Here is a 19035-nt window from a genome sequence, read left to right on the forward strand (position 1 = left end):
CGGCGGAACGCTCGGGGGCCGCACCTTCCCGGAAAGGGCTTCCGCCACGACGATCAGAGGTTGAGGCAACCTCATCCGGAGAAGGAGGCGTGATGGCGCATCACTGGCGCGGCTGGTGTCTGCTCCGCCCCGGCGTCCTGCTGTACGGCGGAACCATCGGTACGAACCAGCTGCACGCACACCACGCGGTCCACCTGATCGTCTCCGCGGAGCCCTTCACCATGGCCGACGCCCAGGGCCGGCGGCTGACCACCCGGACCGCGGTCATTCCGCCCGACACCGGCCACGCCATCCTCACGGGAGCTCGCGGGGCCCTCCTGGCTCAACTCGAACCCGGCAGCTCGCCAGGCCGCTCCCTTCTCGCCTCTTCGGGGGCGGGAGCCTGCGCCTCGACCTGGAGCCCGCCCCTCCCCCGTCCGACGCACGCCGGCACGAGCCCGGGACACCACCAGGTCGCGGCACCGCTCACGTTCGCGAGGCCCCCGAACGGCCACGAACACTCCGCCGAGGCCGCGGCCGCCCTGCAGATCGTCGAGGACTGGACGGGTCAGCGTCGTGCCGCGGAGATCCCGATTCACCCGGCGGTGGAGATGGCGATAGCCGTGATCCCCACTCTCCTGGCCGGGGGGCCGGTGCGTCTGGGCGTGCTCGCGGCCGCGGTACACCTGTCCCCCAGCCGGTTGGCGCATCTGTTCAGCGCGCACGTGGGGATCCCGCTGCGGCCCTATGTGCGCTGGCAGCGCCTTCAGCATGCGATCAGGCTGGTCGCCGCGGGAGAGTCGCTGACGGTGGCCGCCCACGGTGCCGGATTCACCGACGGGTCGCATTTCACCCGGGTCTTCCGGCACAACTTCGGGACCGCGCCCTCCACGCTGGCCGCCGCCATCGACTGGCTGCCCTGATTCGACACGTTCGTACAAGCGCTGACCGCATCGACGCCGCATCCTTGCCACGGACGCAGGTATTAGAAGCCCGAGGGAAGGCCCGCGATGCTCAATCTGTCGATCATTCTGGAAGACAGCGCCCGCAATGTCCCAGACCGCACCGCCCTGGTCTTCGGCGACCTGCGCCTGCCGTACTCCATGGTGGACTCCGTCGCGAACCAGGTGGCCAACCTCCTGGTGGCCAGGGGGATCGGCAGGGGCGACAAGGTCGCGCTGCTCTGCCCGAACCTGCCCTACTTCCCCTTCGTCTACTTCGGCATCCTCAAGGCCGGGGCGACCGTGGTCCCGCTCAACGTGCTGCTGCAGCCGCGCGAGATCGCCTACCACCTGACCGACAGCGACACCAAGGCGCTCTTCTGCTTCGAGGGCTCCCCCGAGCTGCCCATGGGCGCGCGCGGGCGGCAGGCGTTCGACGCCGTCGAGGGCTGCGAGCACTTCTTCGTCCTGCCCGCCACGCCGCTGGCCACCGAGTCGGAGCACGGCGAATCGTTCTGGGCGGCGCTGAGCGGCATGTCCGGGGAGTTCGAGACGGTGCGGACCGGGCCGGACGACACCGCGGCCATCCTCTACACCTCCGGCACCACCGGGCAGCCCAAGGGCGCCGAGCTGACCCACATGAACATCCTGACCAACACCATCGTCAGCGACGAGATGTTCCCCGCCGACCCCGACGGCGACGTCTCACTCACCGTGCTACCGCTCTTCCACTCCTTCGGCCAGATCGCGGGCATGAACGTGAGCGTGCGCCGCCGCGCCACCCTCGTACTCCAGCCGCGGTTCGAGCCCAGTGAGGCGCTGGAGCTCATGCGCAGGGAGAAGGTGACCATGTTCGCCGGGGTGCCGACGATGTTCTGGGCGCTGCTGTCGAAGATCCACGCCGACGGCGCCGAGGTGCCCTCGACGCTGCGGTTGGCGGTGGCGGGCGGGGCGTCCTGCCCGGTCGAGGTGCTCAAGGACTTCGAGGGCACCTTCGGCATCCCGATCCTGGAAGGGTACGGCCTGTCGGAGACCTCCCCGGTGGCCAGCTTCAACCAGCCCGGACGGCCCACCAAGCCCGGCACCATCGGCTTCCCCATCTGGGGCGTGCAGATGCGGCTGGTGGACGACGACTGGAACACCGTCGAGGGCGGGGGCCCCGGCGAGATCGCCATCCGCGGGCACAACGTCATGAAGGGCTACTACGGGCGGCCCGAGGCCACCGAGGAGGTCATGCGGGACGGCTGGTTCCGCACCGGCGACATCGCCACGCGTGACGAGGACGGCTACTACGCCGTCATCGAACGCACGAAGGACATGATCATCCGGGGCGGCTTCAACGTCTATCCGCGCGAGCTGGAGGAGGTGCTGATGACGCACCCGGCGGTCTCGCTGGCGGCGGTGGTCGGCGTGCCCCACGACTCGCACGGCGAGGAGGTCAAGGCCTACGTCATCCCGGCGCCCGGCGCGACGGCGAGCGAGGACGAGCTCGTCGCCTGGTGCAGGGAGAACATGGCGGCCTACAAGTACCCGCGGATCATCGAGTTCCGCGAGCGCCTGCCGATGACGGCGACCGGCAAGATCCTCAAACGCGAGCTGCGCCAGTAGTCGCGCCCGCCGCGGCGGCGGGGACGGCAGCACTCTTGCAGACTTACAGGTGTAAGGGGTAATGTCGGGGGCGCCCTTACAGGTGTAAGGAGACTGCGGCCGTCCCGCGCCGTCACATACGGGGAAGTGTCATGAACACCAGCAGGCGAGCGACCGCCATCGCCGGCGCACTGGTCATGGTGGGCATGATCGCCGGAGCGTTGAGTATTGTTCCCGCTCTCGAGGAGCCGCACTATCTCACCCTCATCTCCGCGCATGAGGGTCAGGTCATCGCCGGTGCGTTCTTCCAGTCCATCATGATCCCCGCCTATGTCGGGTTCGCGCTGTACCTGTATCCCACCTTGCGGAAGGAGAACGAGGCGCTCAGCCTGGGTTTCCTCGGATTCAGGCTGATCGCGGCGACGTTCCATCTCGTCGGCGTGATTCTCCTGCCCCTGTTTCTGGTGCTGGGCCAGGAATTCGCCCAGGCCCAGGCCAGCGCTTCGGGCGCGGCTCACCTCGGGGTCCTCGGTGAGGTGCTGCGGACGGGACGTGACCTGGTCAATCATGTCGCCTTGATCATCTCGCTGGGTCTCGGCGACCTTCTCCTGTTCTCCGTGCTCTATCGGTCGAGACTCGTCCCGCGCTGGCTGTCCGTGTGGGGGTTTCTCGGGGCCGGGCTGGCCATGTCGGCGAGCTTCCTGGTGCTGTTTGGCCTGACCGATGTCGTCACACCGCTCTACCTGGCCATCAACGCACCGCCGGCCCTGCACAGCGTGGTCCTGGCCCTGTGGCTGATCGCACGAGGCTTCGAGACGAGGACATTGACCACGAGCGCGGGTTGAACCGGTACGGCGGGGACCCCCGCCGCCGAGCCGGCGTCAGCGGATGCGACGTCCCGTCTCGGCGCAGGAGTACCCGCCCAGGGCCTCCACCCCGGCGCGGAAGTCCGGCAGCTCCAGCAGCGCCCACAGCGGAGCCAGCAGCTCCTCCGACAGCGTGCTGGTACGCAGCACCAGGTCGTACGGCTCCTGGGCCACCGGGACGAAGTCGAGCCCGAAGGCGCGGGCGGCGGCGAGGATCCCCATGCCGGCGTCCGCGCGCCCCGCGGCCACGGCCGCGGCCACCGCCAGGTGCGTGTGCTCCTCGCGGGAGTAGCCGGACACCTCGCTCGCGTCGATGCCGAGGTCGGCCAGCTCGTGGTCCAGCAGCGCCCGGGTGCCGGCACCGCGCTGCCGGTTCACGTAGCGCAGGTCATGCCTGGTCAGGTCCTTGAGCCCGGTCAGGCCGAGCGGGTTGCCGGGGGCGACGATCAGCCCTTGCTCGCGGTGGACCAGCCGGACCACGGCGATGTCGGCGTCCGCCCCGAGCAGCCGGTCCACGTAGGGCAGCGTGTACTCGCCGGTGGCCGGGTCCAGCAGATGCGACCCGGCCAGGTGGCACAGGCCGTCGCGCAGCGCCACGAGGCCGCCCAGCGAGCCGACGTTCGACGACGCCAGGGTGATCAGCGGGTCGGCGGCGCGCAGGGCGGAGGCCGCGAGGTCGAGCACCATGTCGTGCGAGCCGATCGCGACGATGGTCCGGCCGATCTCGGACAGCCCGCGCAGCAGCTCGACCCGGACCCGCTCCCCGGCGTGGTGGCCCTCCACGCCCGAGGGCACGACGAGCAGGCCGTCGGCGCGTACGAGCGAGGTGAGCACCCCGGCACCCCGGGGCAGCGGGGTGGCCACGAGCCGGTCCTGCACCCGCCCCAGGCGCACGCGTACCCAGTCGTCCATGCCGATGGCGGACGGCAGCTTCCTGGCCAGGTGCGCCGTGGCCGACGGGCGTTCCCGCGGGGTGGCGCCCTCCAGCTCGGCGAGCAGCGGAGCCGCGAAGATCTCGAAGGTCAGCGCCGCCGACACCGGGTAGCCGGGCACGCCGATCACCGGCGTCTCCTCGACCGCGCCGAGGACGACGGGATGGCCGGGACGCACGGCGACCCCGTGGACCGCGACGACGCCGGCCCCGGCGACCACGCGCGCGGTGTAGTCGTCCCGCCCGGCGCTGGAGCCCGCGATGAGCAGGACCAGGTCGGCGTCGCGGGTGGCCTCCCGGAGCACGGCGGCGATGGCTTCGGGGTCGTCGGGGACGATCTCCGTGACCCGGGCCGCGCAGCCCGCCTCCCGGGCCTGCGCCGCCAGCATCATCGAGTTCGTGTCGAGGATGTCACCGGGGGCCAGCTCGACGCCGATCGGGCGGATCTCGTCGCCGGTCGGCACGATCACCACGCGCGGTGCGCGGCGGACGCCGAGCTCGACGACTCCCGCCGCGGCGCAGGCCGCGACGTCCACGGGGCGCAGCCGGTGGCCCTCCGGCAGCAGCAGCTCGCCGGCGCTGATGTCCTCCCCGATGGAGCGGACGTGCTGGTAAGGCGGGACGGCCGCCTGGAGCTCGGCCCGCCCTTCCGCGGTGCGGTGCACGTGCTCCCGCATGACCACGGCGTCGTAACCGTCGGGCAGCGGGTCGCCGGTGTCCACGACGGCGAAGTCGCCTGGAGACAGGAGCACCGGGCTGGTCTCGGCCGCGCCCACGGTGTCGGCGGCGCGTACGGCGATGCCGTCCATCGCCGCGGAGTCGAAGGCGGGCGAGGACCGCAGCGCCCACACCGGCTCGGCCGTCACCCGCCCGACGGCGGCGCCGACCGGCGTACGGACCAGGCCGACCCGGGCGGGGCAGCCGGCCGCGGCGCGCGCCTCGCGCCAGACGAGCCGGGCCTGCGCCGCGGGGACGTCGGAGACGAAGGGACTTTCCACGTTCATCGATACAGGATGACCTCTACCTCGGTGCCCGCGTCCAGCCCGGTGGCCGGTTCGGGCACGATCACATAGCCGTCGGCGCGGGTCAGCACCGACAGCAGCGCCGACGGGCCGAAGATCGGCTCGGCCACGCCGTTCCGTACCCCGACCTGGACCACGTCAAGCCGGCCGGCCGCCGATGCCAGGTCGCGCGACAGTCGAGCCCGCGTGCTCGGCTGCGGCGGCGGGGTCTCGCAGCCGGCGACGCGCCACAGCAACGGCACTCCGACCTGCCCGAACACGACCAGCGCGGACAGGGGGTTGCCGGGCAGCCCGATGAGCGGGATCCCGGAGCACTCGGCCAGCAGCGTGGGCTTGCCCGGCTTGATGGCGATCCCGTGGCACCAGACCTCGCCGATGGCGGCCACGGCGCCCGCCGTCTCGTCCCTCGCGCCGACCGACGAACCCGCCGACACGACCACCAGGTCGGAATCGGCCAGGACCGCGGTCAGCCGCTCCTTGAGCGCGCCGGGCTCGTCCGGGACGATGCCGGCGATCACCGGCTCGCCGCCCGCGTCGGCGACCAGCCCCGCCAGAGCGGAGGCGGTGGCGTCGCGTACCTGCCCGGATGCGAGCCGCGCGGTGGCGGGCGGCACCACCTCGTCGCCGGTGGAGATGATCGCCACGCGGGGGCGGCGGTGCACGGTGACCGTGGTCACCCCCGCGGCGGCGAGGAACCCGAGATCCGGGGCGCGCAACGGCCGGCCACCGGGCGCCAGCACGCCGCCCGCCGCGACGTCCTCGTCGGCGCGCACGACGCCGCCGCCGGGCGCGACGGGCCGGGTCACCTCGATCGTGCCCGGCATGGTCTCCGCGGTGTACTCCACCATGACCACCGCGTCGGCGCCGGCCGGAAGCACTCCCCCGGTCGGCATCGCGACGCATCCGCCGGCCCGGACCGCCACGGTCGGCTCGGCGCCCATGCGTACCGCGCCGAGCAGGTCGAGGTAGGACGGGAGCCCGTCGGAGGCGCCGTAGGTGTCCATCGCCCGCACCGCGAAACCGTCCACGGTGGACCGGGCGAAGCCGGGCAGGGCGGCGGGGGCCGTGACGTCCGCGGCGGGCACCCGGTGCAGCGCCTCGGACAGCGGGACGCGCTCGGCGGGCGTGCGATGCGAGGGCCGGAACCCGGAGCGGACCTCGGCGAGGGTACGGGCGGTGAAGAACTCTCTGCCGCTCAACGGTCCGGCTGCTCCCTCGATCCTTCCGGCCGGGGCTGCGGACGCGCCGCCGCACCGCCCTTGTCCAGCCCGAGCACGGACACCACCGGGCCCAGCGCCACCTGCCCGAGCCCGCAGATCGACGTCTTGCGCATGGTCTCCTCCAATTGCAGGATCCGGCCCTTCCGCGCGGCGTCGAGGGTGGCGGATCCGGAGTCCAGCACTTCGCGCAGCAGCTCGTGGGCCTTGGTGGAGCCGACCCGGCAGGGCACGCACTTGCCGCACGACTCGTTACGGAAGAAGCGCAGCACGTTGGTGGAGGCGGCCAGCAGATCGGTGCCCTCGGCGAGCACCACCAGGGCGCCGGAGCCGAGCATGGTCCCGGCCTCGGCGAGCGTCCCGAAGTCCAGCGCCAGGTCCAGCCGGTCGGGGCCGATGAAGTTCGAGGACGCGCCGCCCGGCTGGACGGCCGCGACCCGGGCGCCGCCGAGCACCCCGCCGGCCAGGTCGATCAGCCGGCGCACCGTGGTGCCCATCGGCACGCAGTACACGCCGGGGTTCTCGACATGCCCGGACACGGCGAAGAACTTCCAGCCGACGCTGTCGCCCTCGCCCTGCTCGGCCCACCATGCGGCGCCGCGTTGCAGGATCACCGGCACGTCGGCGAAGGTCTCCACCGAGTTGATCAGGGTGGGGCGGCCGTGCAGGCCGTAGTTGCCCGGGAAGGGCGGCTTGTTGCGCGGCTCGCCGCGGTGGCCCTCCATGCACTCCAGCAGCGCGGTCTCCTCGCCGAGGATGTAGCCGCCGGGCGAGACGAAGATGTCGAGGTCGAGGCGGCGGCCGCTGCCGCAGGCGTTCTCGCCGATCACGCCGGCCGCGCGCAGTGCCGCGATCTCCGCGTGCAGCACGCGCTCCTCGGGGCCGTACTCGTGCCGGATGAAGATCCAGCCCTGCTCGGCACCGACCACGGCCATGCCGAGCAGGAGCCCCTCGATCACCAGGTGCGGCTGATCGGTCAGGATCTGCCGGTCCTTGAACGTGCCCGGCTCCGACTCGTCGGCGTTGCAGATCACGTATTTGACGCCGCCCGGCTCCGCGGAGGCGACCAGGCCCCACTTGCGGCCCGTGGGGAACCCGGCGCCGCCCATGCCGCGCAGCCCGGAGGCCTCCAGCGTGGCCACCACGCTCTCGGCGCTCACCTCGCCGGCCAGCAGCGCGCGCAGGCTCGCGTACCGGGTCGAGACGTCCGAGCCGGCCGGGTACGGGTCGTTCGGCCAAGGGTCGGCGCGTCCGGTCACGGTGGCCTCGGCGAGCTCCTCCTCCCGCGCGGCGGCCACGAGCGCGTCGACGTCGGCGACCGGGGCCGGGTGCTCGTTGACGGCCAGCGCCGGGGCGCTGTCGCACCGGCCCAGGCAGGACACCTCGACGAGCTCGATCTCGGCCTCGTCCCCGTAACGCTCGCGCACCTCGGCGATCCGGTCGTCGGCCGAGCGCAGCCAGCACGACAGGTCGTGGCACACGTTGACGGACACCTTGGCGGGCGGGGTCGTGCGGAAGTGCGGGTAGAACGAGACGAGGCCCTCGATCTCGTACAGCGGCCGCCGCATGGTGCGGCCCAGCTCCTCCAGCTCCTCACGCGGCAGCCAGCCCAGCCGCGCCTGGATGGCGTTGAGCGCCGGGATCAGCGACGGCCCGGGGAACTTGCCGGCTCGTGCCTCGACGCCCGGAAGCCGCCCGCGCACCGACTCGAAACTCAGGGTCATTCAGACACTTCCCCTATTACTGAGGGGCGCATGTCGAGGGCCTCCGTGCCATCGACGCTCAGCGCCTCGATCTGGATCGCGCAGAACTTGAACTCGGGGATCTTGCCGTGGGGGTCGATCTCGTCGATCGTCAGCAGGTTCGCCGCCGCCTCCCGGAAGTGGAACGGGATGAAGCAGTTGCCGAGCTGCTCCCGGTGGGAGACGCGTACCTGCAGCTCGATCGAGCCGCGCCGGGAGCGCACGCGGGCCATCTGGCCGTGCGTCAGCCCGCGGTCGGCGGCGTCCTTGGGGTGCATGTACACCTCGGCGATCGGCGCGATCGTGTCCAGCGCGTACGAGCGCCGCGTCATGGACCCGGTGTGCCAGTGTTCGAGCAGCCGGCCGGTGTTGAGCACCAGCGGGTATTCCGCGTCCGGCAGCTCCTTGGCCGGCAGCCACTGCGCCGGGACGAGGTGGGCGAGGCCGTCGTCGGTGTTGAACCGCTCGTCGAACAGGACCACGGTCCCGTCGGAGTGCTCGGGGTCGGCGTTGGGGTAGAGCTTTCCGGTCAGCCCCAGGTTGTCGTATCGCAGGTTCGCGTACGACGGCATGAGCGCGACCATCTCGTCGAACACCTCGCTGGGCGAGGAGTAGGACCAGTCCAGCCCGATCCGCTGCGCGATGTCCTGGATGATCTCCCAGTCCACCCGGGCCTGGCCCGGCGGGTCTATCACCTTGCGGCCCAGCTGCACGCGCCGGTCGGTGTTGGTGTAGCTGCCGTCCTTCTCCAGGTACGACGACGCCGGCAGGATCACGTCGGCGAACTCCGCGGTCTCGGTCAGGAAGATGTCCTGCACCACCAGGAAGTCGAGCTGCGACAGCGCCTTGCGCACCTTGTTGATGTTGGGGTCGGACAGGAACGGGTTCTCGCCGAGCATGTACATGCCGCGCACGCCGCCCGGCTTCAGCACCGATCCGATGATCTCGGTGACGGTGAGACCTCGGTTGGGGTCGAGCTCAACCCCCCATGCCTCCTCGAACCGCCGGCGGGTGCCGTCGAGGTCGACGCCCTGGTAGTCGGGGAAGAACATGGGGATCAGCCCCGCGTCGGAGGCGCCCTGCACGTTGTTCTGCCCGCGCAGGGGGTGCAGCCCCGTCCCCGGCCGGCCCACGTTGCCGGTGATCGAGCAGAGCGCGATCAGGCAGCGGGCGTTGTCGGTGCCGGTGGTGTGCTGGGAGATGCCCATCCCCCAGTAGATGACCCCGGCCTTGGCCTCGCCCCAGACCCGCGCGACCGTGCGGATGAGGTCCGCGTCGACGCCGGTGATCTGCGCGGCACGCTCCGGCGGGTATTCGTTGACCGTGCGCACCAGCTCCTCGAAGCCGGAGACGCGGGCCTTGACGAACTCCATGTCGATCAGGCCGAGCCGGATCACCTCGTGCATGACCGCGTTGTAGAACGCCACGTCGGTGCCGGGCTTGACCTGGCAGTAGTAGTCGGCGTGCTCGGCCACGGTGCTGGCGCGCGGGTCGACATAGATGATCTTCGTGCCGCGCCGGCGGGCCTGCTTGAAGAAGGAGCTGGCGACGGGGTGGTTCGCCGTCGGGTTCGATCCGGTGATGATGACGACCTCGGCGTTCGCGACGTCGCCGTACGTGGTCGAGACCGCGCCGGAGCCGACGCCCTCGAACAGCGCGGCCACCGACGAGGCGTGGCACAGCCGGGTGCAGTGATCGACGTTGTTGGTGCCGAACCCGGCCCGGATCAGCTTCTGGAAGAGGTAGGCCTCCTCGTTGGAGCACTTCGCCGAGCCGAACCCCGCGATGGCGCCGGCGCCCAGCTCCGCGTGGATCTCCTTCAGCCGCCGGGCGACGAGGTCGAGAGCCTCCTCCCAGGTGGCCTCGCGGAAGTGCGGCAGCACCTCGTCGTAGTCGACCAGGCCGCCGGGCTTGCGCCGGCCGTCCTTGCCGTTCTTGCTCAGCCGGCCACCGCGTCCCCCGCCGCTGCGGTCGCCTCCGCCGCCCGCCCGCCCGCGGTCGTTGCGGGCGTCACCGCGCACGTCCGCCGACAGCGGGCCCTTGGGATAGGCCGAATCCACCCGGATCAGGGGCATGGTCAGGCGCTGCGGCGACGCCGCGTAGTCCCAGCCGTACCGGCCCTTGACGCACAGCCGGCTCTTCGAGCCCGGCTGGTCGCGGCCCTCGGCGAAGGAGATCGCGCCGCGCGACCGGTCGACGTAGTAGGTGAGGGCACAGCCGACGCCGCAGTACGGGCACACGGTGTCGACCGCGTCCAGCTCCTCGCGGGGCCGGATGGGGATGTCGTTGATCGCCTTGTTGGTCAGGGCGCCGGTGGGGCAGGCCTGCACGCACTCGCCGCAGGTCACGCACGAGCTGGCGCCCATCGGATCGTTGAGGTCGAAGGCGATCCTGGTCGAGTAGCCCTTGCCCGAGCGGCCGATGACGTCGTTGCCCTGGATGTCGTCGCACGCGCGCACGCAGCGGTCGCACAGGATGCACGCGTCGTGGTCGACCGCGATCACCGGGTTGGAGGTGTCCAGACCCCGGCCCGAGCCGCACGGCAGGTCGGTCGTCTCCTTGGCCACGTCGAACCGGTCGGCGAGGTCGAGGAGCAGGTTGTCGCCGGTGGTCGTCTGTTTCGGGTCCTCCGCGCGCGGGGGCTGGTCGGAGAGCAGCAGCTCGGTCAGGGTGGCGCGGTTGCGCTCCAGCTCGGGGGTGCTGGTCTTGACCTGCATGCCCTCCTCGCAGGGGCGTACGCAGGCGGCGGCGAAGGCCCGCCCGCCCGTGTCCACGACGCACATGCGGCACACCCCGACGGGGTCATAACGCTCGTTGTGGCACAACACCGGGATGTCGATGTCCAGCAGCTTCGCGGCATCGTAAATACTCGCGCCCTCCGGCACGGTCACAACACGGCCATCGATCTCGACTGTCACGGTCCGTACGGCGGTCGCCGGCTCCTCGAGCGTCGTCATGTCTACCTCAAGCTGGTATACGGAATACGGCATACGCTATGCCGGTAATTTACCCCTGCGGGCACCCGATCTTCTACCCCCCTCGCCCGTTCCGTGACACACGATCTTCTACTCGTCCAGCAGGAGATCTGCGAGGTCGGCCGCCATGACGCGCCCCTCCTCGTCCAGACCACGCGCGGCGTAGTATCCGGCCACCATCGACCGCAGGCGGCCCTCGTCCAGCGCCGCCCGACGGCCGGAAGGGAGCTCCAGCGGCGTTTCCAGCATCCGCGCCGGCAGCGTGTCGTCGGCCGCGGTGGCCCCCTCGCGCACGTTGAAGGCGCGCTTGGCCCGGACGATCCGCCGGGCGGTCTCCCGCAGCTCGGGGGCGTCCAGCCGCCATCCGGTGACCAGCGCGAGCAGTTTCGCCCACTCCGTGAAGGGGTCGTCGAAGACGCCGCGCAGGAACTTGCACAGGATCATCGAGTCCATGACCGCGGCGCGGTCCTCGGTGTCGACCGCGGCGGCGACATGGGCCGCGCCGCCGGCCAGCCGGTCGAGCTCACCCGACAGGTCGGCCTCGTAGGCACCGGACCGGTTGTGATCGGCTCCCCTGGAGTTCACCGCGAGCCCGAGCGCCATCGCCTGCAGGCTGCGAGGCTCGTAACCGGGCAGCTCCAGCCCCTTGACCTGCGGCGCGAAGTCGATCGAGGACTGCCCGACCACACCGGCGGCCCGGCGTGAGCCCTGCGCGAGCAGCTCCCCCAGGCCCGGCGACCGCTCCCCGATCGCGTCCAGCGCGCGCAGCAGCGCCGCGCCGTCGCCGAACCGCAGCCACGGCTCGTCGAGCAGGCCGCGCTCGACGCACTCCATGGCCCACGCGATCGTGCCACCCGCCGAGATCGTGTCGATGCCCAGCTCGTCGCAGCGCGCGCTGGCGGCGAACACCTCGTCGGGGTCGGACACGCCGCACAGCGGGCCGAGCGCGAAGACGTTCTCGTACTCCATCCGCTGGCTGCCGCCGCCCTTGCGCGAGTAGATGTGCTCGCAGCCGATGGAGCACGACGCGCAGCTGTTGCGCGCCACCCCGCGCAGCTCGTGCAACTCCTCGGCGGCCAGCCGGGGCGCGCCCTCGAAGGTCGCCGCGGTGAAGTTGCGCGTGGGCAGGGTGCTGACGGCGTTGAAGGCCAGGAGGTTGGCCAGCGTGCCCAGCTCGCGGTATTTCGCGGTGGCCGGGCCGAAACTGCGCCGGCGCAGGTCGCGGGCGGCGGCGAGGACTCCCGCCGGATCCGCCACCGGCACCTTGGCCGCCGCTCTGACCAGCACCGCCTTGATGTTCTTCGCGCCCATCACCGCGCCCAGGCCGCCCCGGCCGGCGTGGCGGCCGTCGTGGCTGATGGTCGCGTACCTCACCTGCCGCTCCCCCGCCGGGCCGATGGCCGCGGTCTGCCAGTTGCGGCCGAAGCGCGCCCGGGCCTCCGCCTCCGCCTGCGCCGCGGTCAGCCCGGCGAGCTCGGGAGCCGGTACGAGCCGCACGCCGTCGCCCTCGATCAGCAGCACCGACAGCTCCTCGGCCCGGCCGCGGATCACGATCGCGTCATGCCCGGTCAGCTTGCCCGCGATGGCGAACCGGCTGGAGGCGAGGGCATCGGTCAGCAGCCCGGTCAACGGCGACTTGGCCACGACCGCGAACTTCGCGCTGGTCGTCAGCGGGGTGCCGACCAGCGAGGAGAAGACGAAGGCCAGCGGCGCCTCCGGAGCCAGCGGATCGACCCCGGCGGGCGCCAGCCGATGCAGCAGCCACGTGCCGAGGCCCACCCCGCCCAGGTAGGCGCGCAGCACCCGCTCGTTGAGCTCGTAGGGGGTGCCGCTCGCCTCCCCGGCGGCGACGTCGATCAGCAACGCTCTTCCGAAGAAACCGCCAGTCACCATGTCCCGACTCTACGACGGGACAGGCCGAGCCCCGGACGGGCGGCCGGCGGACGCCGCGCTCCTCAGCCGCCGGCGTCCGCGGACAGAAAGGTGACGGTGTCCCCGGCCACGAGGGGCAGCGACCCGTCCCGGGTGACCTGATCGCCGTTGAGCGCGGCCACCACGTGACGGTCCAGGGCCAGCCCGGCCGCGGTGGCCGCGGCTCCGAGCGTGGCGGCCCGGACGGCGCGCGGCCGGTGGCCGCCGTTCCTCGCGAGCGCGCCGAAGCTCTCCACCACGACCTCGGGCGGCTGCCGGTCCCGGGCCGCGGCGTAGTCCTCCGGAGAGTTGACGTTCACCACGGACTCCAGCGTCGGGTCGTGCCGCGCGAGCGCGGCGTCGGCCAGCAGTTCCGCGTCGCTCAGCTGGACCGCCTCACAGTGCTTGAAGAGCATGCCCGGCCGTAGGTCGCCCGCCGCCAGGAGGTCGGTGACCAGCCCGGCCAGGGAGGTCCGGTATCCGGCGGCCAGCGGCTGCCGGAACCCGCGGGCGACCGGCAGCGCCACGTCCGTTCCCGGGACCATGGCGCGCAGGACGCGGCGGACGAAGGCCGGGTGGAGGAACGGCAGGTCGGTCGAGCACACGAAGGCCGTCTCAGCCCGGTCGGCCACCGCGCCCAGCCCCACGGCCAGCCCCTGCATGGGCCCCAGCCCCTCCACGGGATCCTCGACCACCGCGACCCCCGAGGGCAGTTGCGGGAGCTCCTGCCCGGGCGCGGCCACCACGACGACCGGACCGTCGACGGCCCGGGCGAGCACGGCGGTGGCCCGGTAGAGCAACGTCGAACCATGCCATTCCAGCCAGGCCTTCGGCTGCCCCATCCGCGAGGATCGCCCACCCGCAAGCACCACGCCCGCAGCAGTCTGCATGCCCGCATGTTAGGGCACGCCGGGGCGCGAACAGGCTCCGGGGGCGCTACGGCAGCGCAGCGTGATCGCCGGCCACCGTGATGCAGCGATCCTTGGTGACCGTCACGTCCGCGGGCCGATGCCGTCCAGTACGGCACCGGCCAGATCATCGACGAACTCGGCGGTCGGCTCCCGGGGGGCGGAGCCGTTGGCGAGCAGCCCGGCGAGGATCATCTCGTGGCAGATCCCGACGATCATCGCCGCGGCCGCGTCCACCTTGGCATCCGGGGCAAGTCGCCCCAGGCCGACCTCGGCACGCAGGTATCCGCGCAGCCGATCGCGCCAATCCGCACCGGGCACCCCGAGCTCGGCGAACGCGGCGAGCACCTTCGGCTGAGAGATCAGACCGGCGGACGCCGGCAGCACCGCCGTGTGGAACGCGATGCCGTACGCGATGTACGCCCGCAGGTTCTCCCGGACGCAACCGTCGCCCGGGCCGGGCAACTCGCCCAGATCCCGCTCCACCGCACCGACATGTGCGCGCAGGGCGAGCGCCAGCAGTTCCTCCTTGTCGGCGAAATGGTTGTAGAGCACCCCGTCGGCGACGCCCGCCTCCCGGGCTATGACCCGGACGGCCAGGCCGGCGGTCCCACGTTCGGCGATCAGGCGTTCGGCCGTCGCGATCAGATGCTCCCGCATGCTGAGGTCGGTCCCACGCAGTACCGGTGCTTTTCTCGGTGACACTAGGGCACCGTATCGAGGTCGAGCCCGAAGCCGTGGGCCGATGCCGCCCCGGAGGGGGTCGGCACCGACCCGTCACCGCCGGCGTGCGTCCAGGCCTGCGACTTCATCGGTCGGCGCGCACCAGCCAGGCGGCGCTCCGGAGACGAACGGCGCCGTCGCTTTCGAAGTCCCGGAACGCCGCCTCCAGGACCGTACGGACCGGCGCCGGATCGGCGCCGCCGAGGTGGTGCCGGACCGGGCCCCAACCGCTGAAGAACTCGGCCGCGGCCACGGCGCTCGGCCCCCAGTCCCCCACTCCCTCCACGTGCGTCACCGTGATGTTCCGGAAGCCCGCCCGCGCGAGCACCTCACGGATCCGGTCAGGGTCGGCGAGTGAGAGCGGGCCCGACCCATCCGGTGCGGACGCCGGCTGCCCGCCGGGCAGGTGCCCGGCGAGCGCCGCCATGATCGTGCCCAGCTCCGTGCCGTCCAGCTCCTTCATCGACACGAAGGCGAGGCGGCCACCGGGCCGGAGCGCCCTTGCGACGTTGCCGAAGGCGGCGACCGGCTCGCCGAAGAACATCACGGCGAACCTGCTGACCGCCACATCGAACGAACCCGCCGAGAACGGATACACCTGGACATCACCGGACTCGAACCTGACATTCCGGATGCCCTCGGCGGCGGCCGTCGATCGGGCCCGCGCCAGCATCGGCTCCGACAGGTCCACCCCCACGGCCTGCCGGGCCCTGCGGGCGGCGAGCCTGGCGATCTGCCCGGTTCCGCAGCCGATGTCGAGCACCCGATCGCCATCGCCGATCTCCGCCGCGTCCAGCAGAACTCCGTTGAACCCGCTGTTCACCGCGTCGTACCGGTCGTGATTCGCAGCCCAGTGCTCGCCCTCGTACCCGTTCCACGCCTTCGCCTGTGCGGTGTTGACGATCGGTTGCATGGCGCTCCAGTCTGTGAACGTACGTTCATGAACACGTGTTCATAGTGGAGCACGGGCAGGGGCGCGTCAACCACCGATCACACGGCCCGCCCCGGCCCGGCGGAGGCGAAGGGATCAGCCCCGCACCGTCTCGGCCGTCGTCGGCAGGTCGGCGGCCCGGTGGGACACCGCCGCCACCCGCCCGCCCTCGACGACGAAGTACGTCGGGTAGACGCTGACGTCGAAAGCCGTCTGGAGCGGCCCCTGGAAAGCCTCGACGATCACCTCGCCGGCCTCTCCGATCCGGTCGGCCAACTCGGCCACGTGCGGATCGGACGCCACGCCCTCGGCGGAGCCGGCCAGCACGGCATGGCCCGACCAGCCGCGCCCGGCCGCCTCGGCCATGCGCCCGGCCAGCGCGGAAACGTCCTCCTCGCAGGAGTGGCAACCGAGCGAGTGGAAGGCGACGATGCCGGTCCCGTTCCGCAGCGCGGCCGACGAGAAGGTGGCGCCCCGGGTAGTCGCGGTGGCGGGAAACGCACCGACCGGGGCTCCCGGCCGCAATCCAGGTCTCGGACCTTCGAGGCCGTCTCTGAGCGTGGCCAATCTGGTGGTGTGCTCACGCAATCTGCGAATCACTCCGAAGGTCAGCAGCAGATCGACGAGCACCAACAGGATGAGCACTCCGACCAGGAATTCCATCGTTTTCCCTGTTCTCCATACGAGAATAGTCCGCCGGGCCGGCACGCGCCCCGCCCGGCATTTGCCGATGACGTAGTCGACTTCTTTTCAGCCTGCTCAGGCCACTCGACCACGGTGCCACGCGGCTGTTTCCGCGCGGCTTCACGAGGGCTTCATCGCGGCTTCGACGGGCTTTTCACCGTTGAAATGCCTGTCGGCCGTCGGCAGACTCGGAGAAAGCCACGGACGGATTTGACCGGTCATGAGGATGCGAATGCTTGCCTATTTACTGCTGAGCTGCCGAGTCGCCGTCTCCGGCGTGTTCCTGCTGTCGTTCGCCGGCAAAATACGGGGGCGGACGGCCTATCGCGAATTCGTGGCGTCCGTCGAGGCGCTGAACGTGGTGCCCCGGCCGCTGGCCCGAGCCGCCGCGACCGCCGTGATCGCCGCGGAGGCGTGCACCGCGCTGCTCGTCGCCCTGCCGCCGCCGGCCTCGTTCGCCGGATTTGTCCTGGCCGTCGGCCTGCTGACCGCCTTCACGGGCGTGATCCTCGTCGCGCTGCGCAGGGGTTCCACGGCCCCGTGCCGCTGCTTCGGCGCCGCGGCGGCCCCGCTGGGCCGCCCGCACGTGATCCGCAAACTGACCCTCCTGGCGGTCTCCGTGACCGGCCTGGCGGGGGCCGCCGGGGTCGCCACCGTACGGCTCGCGGGGGAAGGCGTCCTGGCGGCCGTCATCGCCGCCGCGGTGGTGGTGCTGCTCGTGTCGCGCTTCGACGACCTCCTCGCGCTGTTCCGCCCGGAGGGAGCCCGGTGATCCGCGACCTCGGCACGGCCTGGCGGCTGACCTGGCAGGCGGGCCCGCTGCCCGCCATGGGACTGCTGGCCTGCGCGATCGTCGGCGGGCTCATCCCGGCGAGCACGGTGTGGCTGACCAAGCTGCTGCTGGACGGCATCGTCGCGGGCCACCCGGGCGCCCTGCTCCTCGGCTGGTCGGTCGGGCTGGCCGTCGCGGGCACCGCGGCCGCCGCGCTTCCCCAGCTCAGCCAGTACCTCGACAGCCAACTCGGCCGCAGCGTGGACCGGCTGGTCCAGGACCGCCTCTACACCGCGGTGTGCACTTTCCAAGGACTGTCCAGGTTCGAGGACCCCCGCTTCCGTGACCGGCTCCAGCTCGCCACGCGTGCCGGCGGCGGCCTGCTGGCACCGGCCACCACCGGGCTGTTCACCATGGGCGCGAGCGTCATCACCCTGGTCAGCCTGCTGGCCACGCTCGCCGTCCTGAGCCCGGTCATGGCCGGCATCGTCGCGCTGGCCGCCGTTCCCGCCCTGATGGCGCAGATCTGGCTGCGCAGGCGCTGGGCCGGGGTCATGCTCGACATCACCCCGGCCAACCGCCGTCACCTCTTCTACTGCTCGCTCATCACCGACGTCTCGGCCGCCAAGGAGATCCGGCTGCTCGGCCTCGGCGCCTTCTTCAAGCGGCGGCTGCTCGGCGAGCTGGTCAAGGTGCAGGCGGGGGAGCGGCTCATGGACCGGCAGAGGCTCAAGATCCAGTTCCTGCTGTCGGTGCTGGGCAGCCTGATCGCCGGCGCGGGGCTGGTCTGGGCCATCCAGAACGCGGCGGCCGGCCGGCTGACGATCGGCGACGTCTCGGCGTTCATCGCGGCGGTCGCCGGCGCGCAGCAGGCACTGGTCTCCCTGGTCAACGCGATAGCCAACGCGTACCAGTCGCTGCTGACGTTCGCGCACTACCGCCACGTGACAGACCTGCCCGACGCGCTGGCGGCCGCCTCCGCCGCCCCGCTCTCGCCGGAGCCGCTGCGGCGCGGCATCGAGCTGCGCGACGTCTGGTTCCGCTATCACGAGGGCCACCCCTGGGTCCTGCGGGGCGTCAGCCTGACCATTCCCCACGGGCGTTCCGTGGCGCTGGTCGGGCTGAACGGCGCCGGCAAGAGCACGATCGTGAAGCTGCTGTGCCGCTTCTACGATCCCACCCGGGGCGCCATCCTGTGGGACGGCGTCGACCTCCGCGACCTGGACCCCGCCGAGCTGCGGCAGCGCCTGGGCGTGCTGTTCCAGGACTTCATGTCCTACGAGCTGACCGCCGCCGAGAACATCGGCGTCGGCGACCTCCTCGCCCGGCACGACGCACCCCGGATCGAGCGGGCCGCTCGCGACGCCATGGTGCACGCCGAGGTGGCAGCCCTGCCGCACGGTTACCGGACCATGCTGAGCCGGATCTTCTTCGCCGAGTCGGGCGAGGACGACCCGGACGCCGGCGTCGTCCTGTCCGGCGGCCAGTGGCAACGGCTGGCCCTGGCCAGGACCCTCATGCGCGGTGACCGCGACCTGCTCATCCTCGACGAGCCGAGCGCCGGCCTGGACGCCGAGGCCGAGCACCGGGTGCACACCCGGCTGCGTCTTCACCGCGCGGGCCGTACCAGCCTGCTCATCTCGCACCGGCTCGGCGCGGTGCGCGAGGCGGACGAGATCGTCGTCCTGGCCGACGGAGGGGTCGCCGAACAGGGCACCCACGCGGAGCTGATGGCCCTGGACGGCCACTACGCCCGGCTGTTCACCATCCAGGCCAGCGGCTACCAGGCCGGGGACACCCCCGCGGAGGACGCCGCCGCCCATCGGTGAGCCGCCTGCTCTCCCCC

General features: G+C 71.9%; 14 protein-coding genes. 5 read left to right on the top strand and 9 right to left on the bottom strand.

Going from position 1 to position 19035, the window contains the following annotated elements; genetic code table 11:
* Nucleotides 1–92: 92 nt before the first annotated feature.
* From ACTWPW_RS36995 to ACTWPW_RS37005, 3 genes are all read left to right on the top strand, one after another.
* A complete protein-coding gene (locus ACTWPW_RS36995) occupies nt 93–902 on the top strand; it encodes a helix-turn-helix transcriptional regulator (RefSeq protein WP_443171386.1) in 810 nt (269 codons plus the stop codon).
* An 87-nt stretch (nt 903–989) separates the two neighbouring features.
* Nucleotides 990–2528 (top strand): long-chain-fatty-acid--CoA ligase, encoded by a 1539-nt coding sequence (locus ACTWPW_RS37000; protein ID WP_443171387.1) that lies wholly within the window; start codon nt 990–992, stop codon nt 2526–2528.
* A 131-nt stretch (nt 2529–2659) separates the two neighbouring features.
* A complete protein-coding gene (locus ACTWPW_RS37005) occupies nt 2660–3352 on the top strand; it encodes a DUF4386 domain-containing protein (RefSeq protein ID WP_443171388.1) in 693 nt (230 codons plus the stop codon).
* A gap of 36 nt (nt 3353–3388) precedes the next feature.
* Here the strand turns inward: ACTWPW_RS37005 and ACTWPW_RS37010 are convergent, their stop codons facing one another.
* The 9 genes from ACTWPW_RS37010 to ACTWPW_RS37050 all read right to left on the bottom strand — a co-directional run bounded on the left by ACTWPW_RS37010 (nt 3389) and on the right by ACTWPW_RS37050 (nt 16396).
* Entirely contained in the window at nt 3389–5308 is a 1920-nt protein-coding gene (locus ACTWPW_RS37010) for a molybdopterin biosynthesis protein (RefSeq protein WP_443171389.1), read from the bottom strand.
* A complete protein-coding gene (locus tag ACTWPW_RS37015) occupies nt 5305–6525 on the bottom strand; it encodes a molybdenum cofactor synthesis domain-containing protein (protein WP_375118044.1) in 1221 nt (406 codons plus the stop codon). The genes ACTWPW_RS37010 and ACTWPW_RS37015 overlap by 4 nt, the downstream gene beginning before the upstream one ends.
* Nucleotides 6522–8267: an NAD(P)H-dependent oxidoreductase subunit E gene (locus ACTWPW_RS37020; RefSeq protein ID WP_443171390.1), complete on the bottom strand. Its 1746-nt coding sequence runs from the start codon at nt 8265–8267 to the stop codon at nt 6522–6524. Before ACTWPW_RS37020 ends, ACTWPW_RS37015 begins: the two co-directional genes overlap by 4 nt.
* Nucleotides 8264–11242 carry a formate dehydrogenase subunit alpha gene (fdhF, locus tag ACTWPW_RS37025; RefSeq protein WP_443171391.1) on the bottom strand — a complete coding sequence of 993 codons (2979 nt, stop codon included), beginning with the start codon at nt 11240–11242 and terminating at the stop codon, nt 8264–8266. The genes ACTWPW_RS37020 and fdhF overlap by 4 nt, the downstream gene beginning before the upstream one ends.
* Before the next feature lie 108 nt (nt 11243–11350).
* Nucleotides 11351–13153 (bottom strand): aldehyde ferredoxin oxidoreductase family protein, encoded by a 1803-nt coding sequence (locus ACTWPW_RS37030; RefSeq protein ID WP_443171392.1) that lies wholly within the window; start codon nt 13151–13153, stop codon nt 11351–11353.
* 62 nt (nt 13154–13215) lie between these two features.
* Complete coding sequence (locus tag ACTWPW_RS37035; RefSeq protein ID WP_443171393.1) at nt 13216–14061, bottom strand: NTP transferase domain-containing protein; 846 nt, start codon at nt 14059–14061, stop codon at nt 13216–13218.
* A gap of 102 nt (nt 14062–14163) precedes the next feature.
* Nucleotides 14164–14739: a TetR/AcrR family transcriptional regulator gene (locus tag ACTWPW_RS37040; RefSeq protein ID WP_443171394.1), complete on the bottom strand. Its 576-nt coding sequence runs from the start codon at nt 14737–14739 to the stop codon at nt 14164–14166.
* A gap of 148 nt (nt 14740–14887) precedes the next feature.
* The gene (locus tag ACTWPW_RS37045) at nt 14888–15715 is read right to left on the bottom strand and encodes a class I SAM-dependent methyltransferase (RefSeq protein WP_443171395.1); all 828 of its coding nucleotides are present in this window, start codon (nt 15713–15715) and stop codon (nt 14888–14890) included.
* A gap of 114 nt (nt 15716–15829) precedes the next feature.
* On the bottom strand, nt 15830–16396 hold the full coding sequence (locus tag ACTWPW_RS37050) for a hypothetical protein (RefSeq protein WP_443171396.1): 567 nt from the start codon (nt 16394–16396) through the stop codon (nt 15830–15832).
* A 253-nt stretch (nt 16397–16649) separates the two neighbouring features.
* On the opposite strand from ACTWPW_RS37050, the gene ACTWPW_RS37055 reads away from it, so the two are divergent.
* Together ACTWPW_RS37055 and ACTWPW_RS37060 are read left to right on the top strand one after the other, a co-directional pair.
* Nucleotides 16650–17189 (top strand): MauE/DoxX family redox-associated membrane protein, encoded by a 540-nt coding sequence (locus ACTWPW_RS37055; protein ID WP_443171397.1) that lies wholly within the window; start codon nt 16650–16652, stop codon nt 17187–17189.
* On the top strand, nt 17186–19018 hold the full coding sequence (locus ACTWPW_RS37060) for an ABC transporter ATP-binding protein (RefSeq protein ID WP_443171398.1): 1833 nt from the start codon (nt 17186–17188) through the stop codon (nt 19016–19018). Before ACTWPW_RS37055 ends, ACTWPW_RS37060 begins: the two co-directional genes overlap by 4 nt.
* Nucleotides 19019–19035: the final 17 nt, after the last annotated feature.

Origin of the sequence: Nonomuraea sp. KM90 (assembly GCF_052246675.1) — a bacterium.
Classification (GTDB): Bacteria; Actinomycetota; Actinomycetes; order Streptosporangiales; family Streptosporangiaceae; genus Nonomuraea.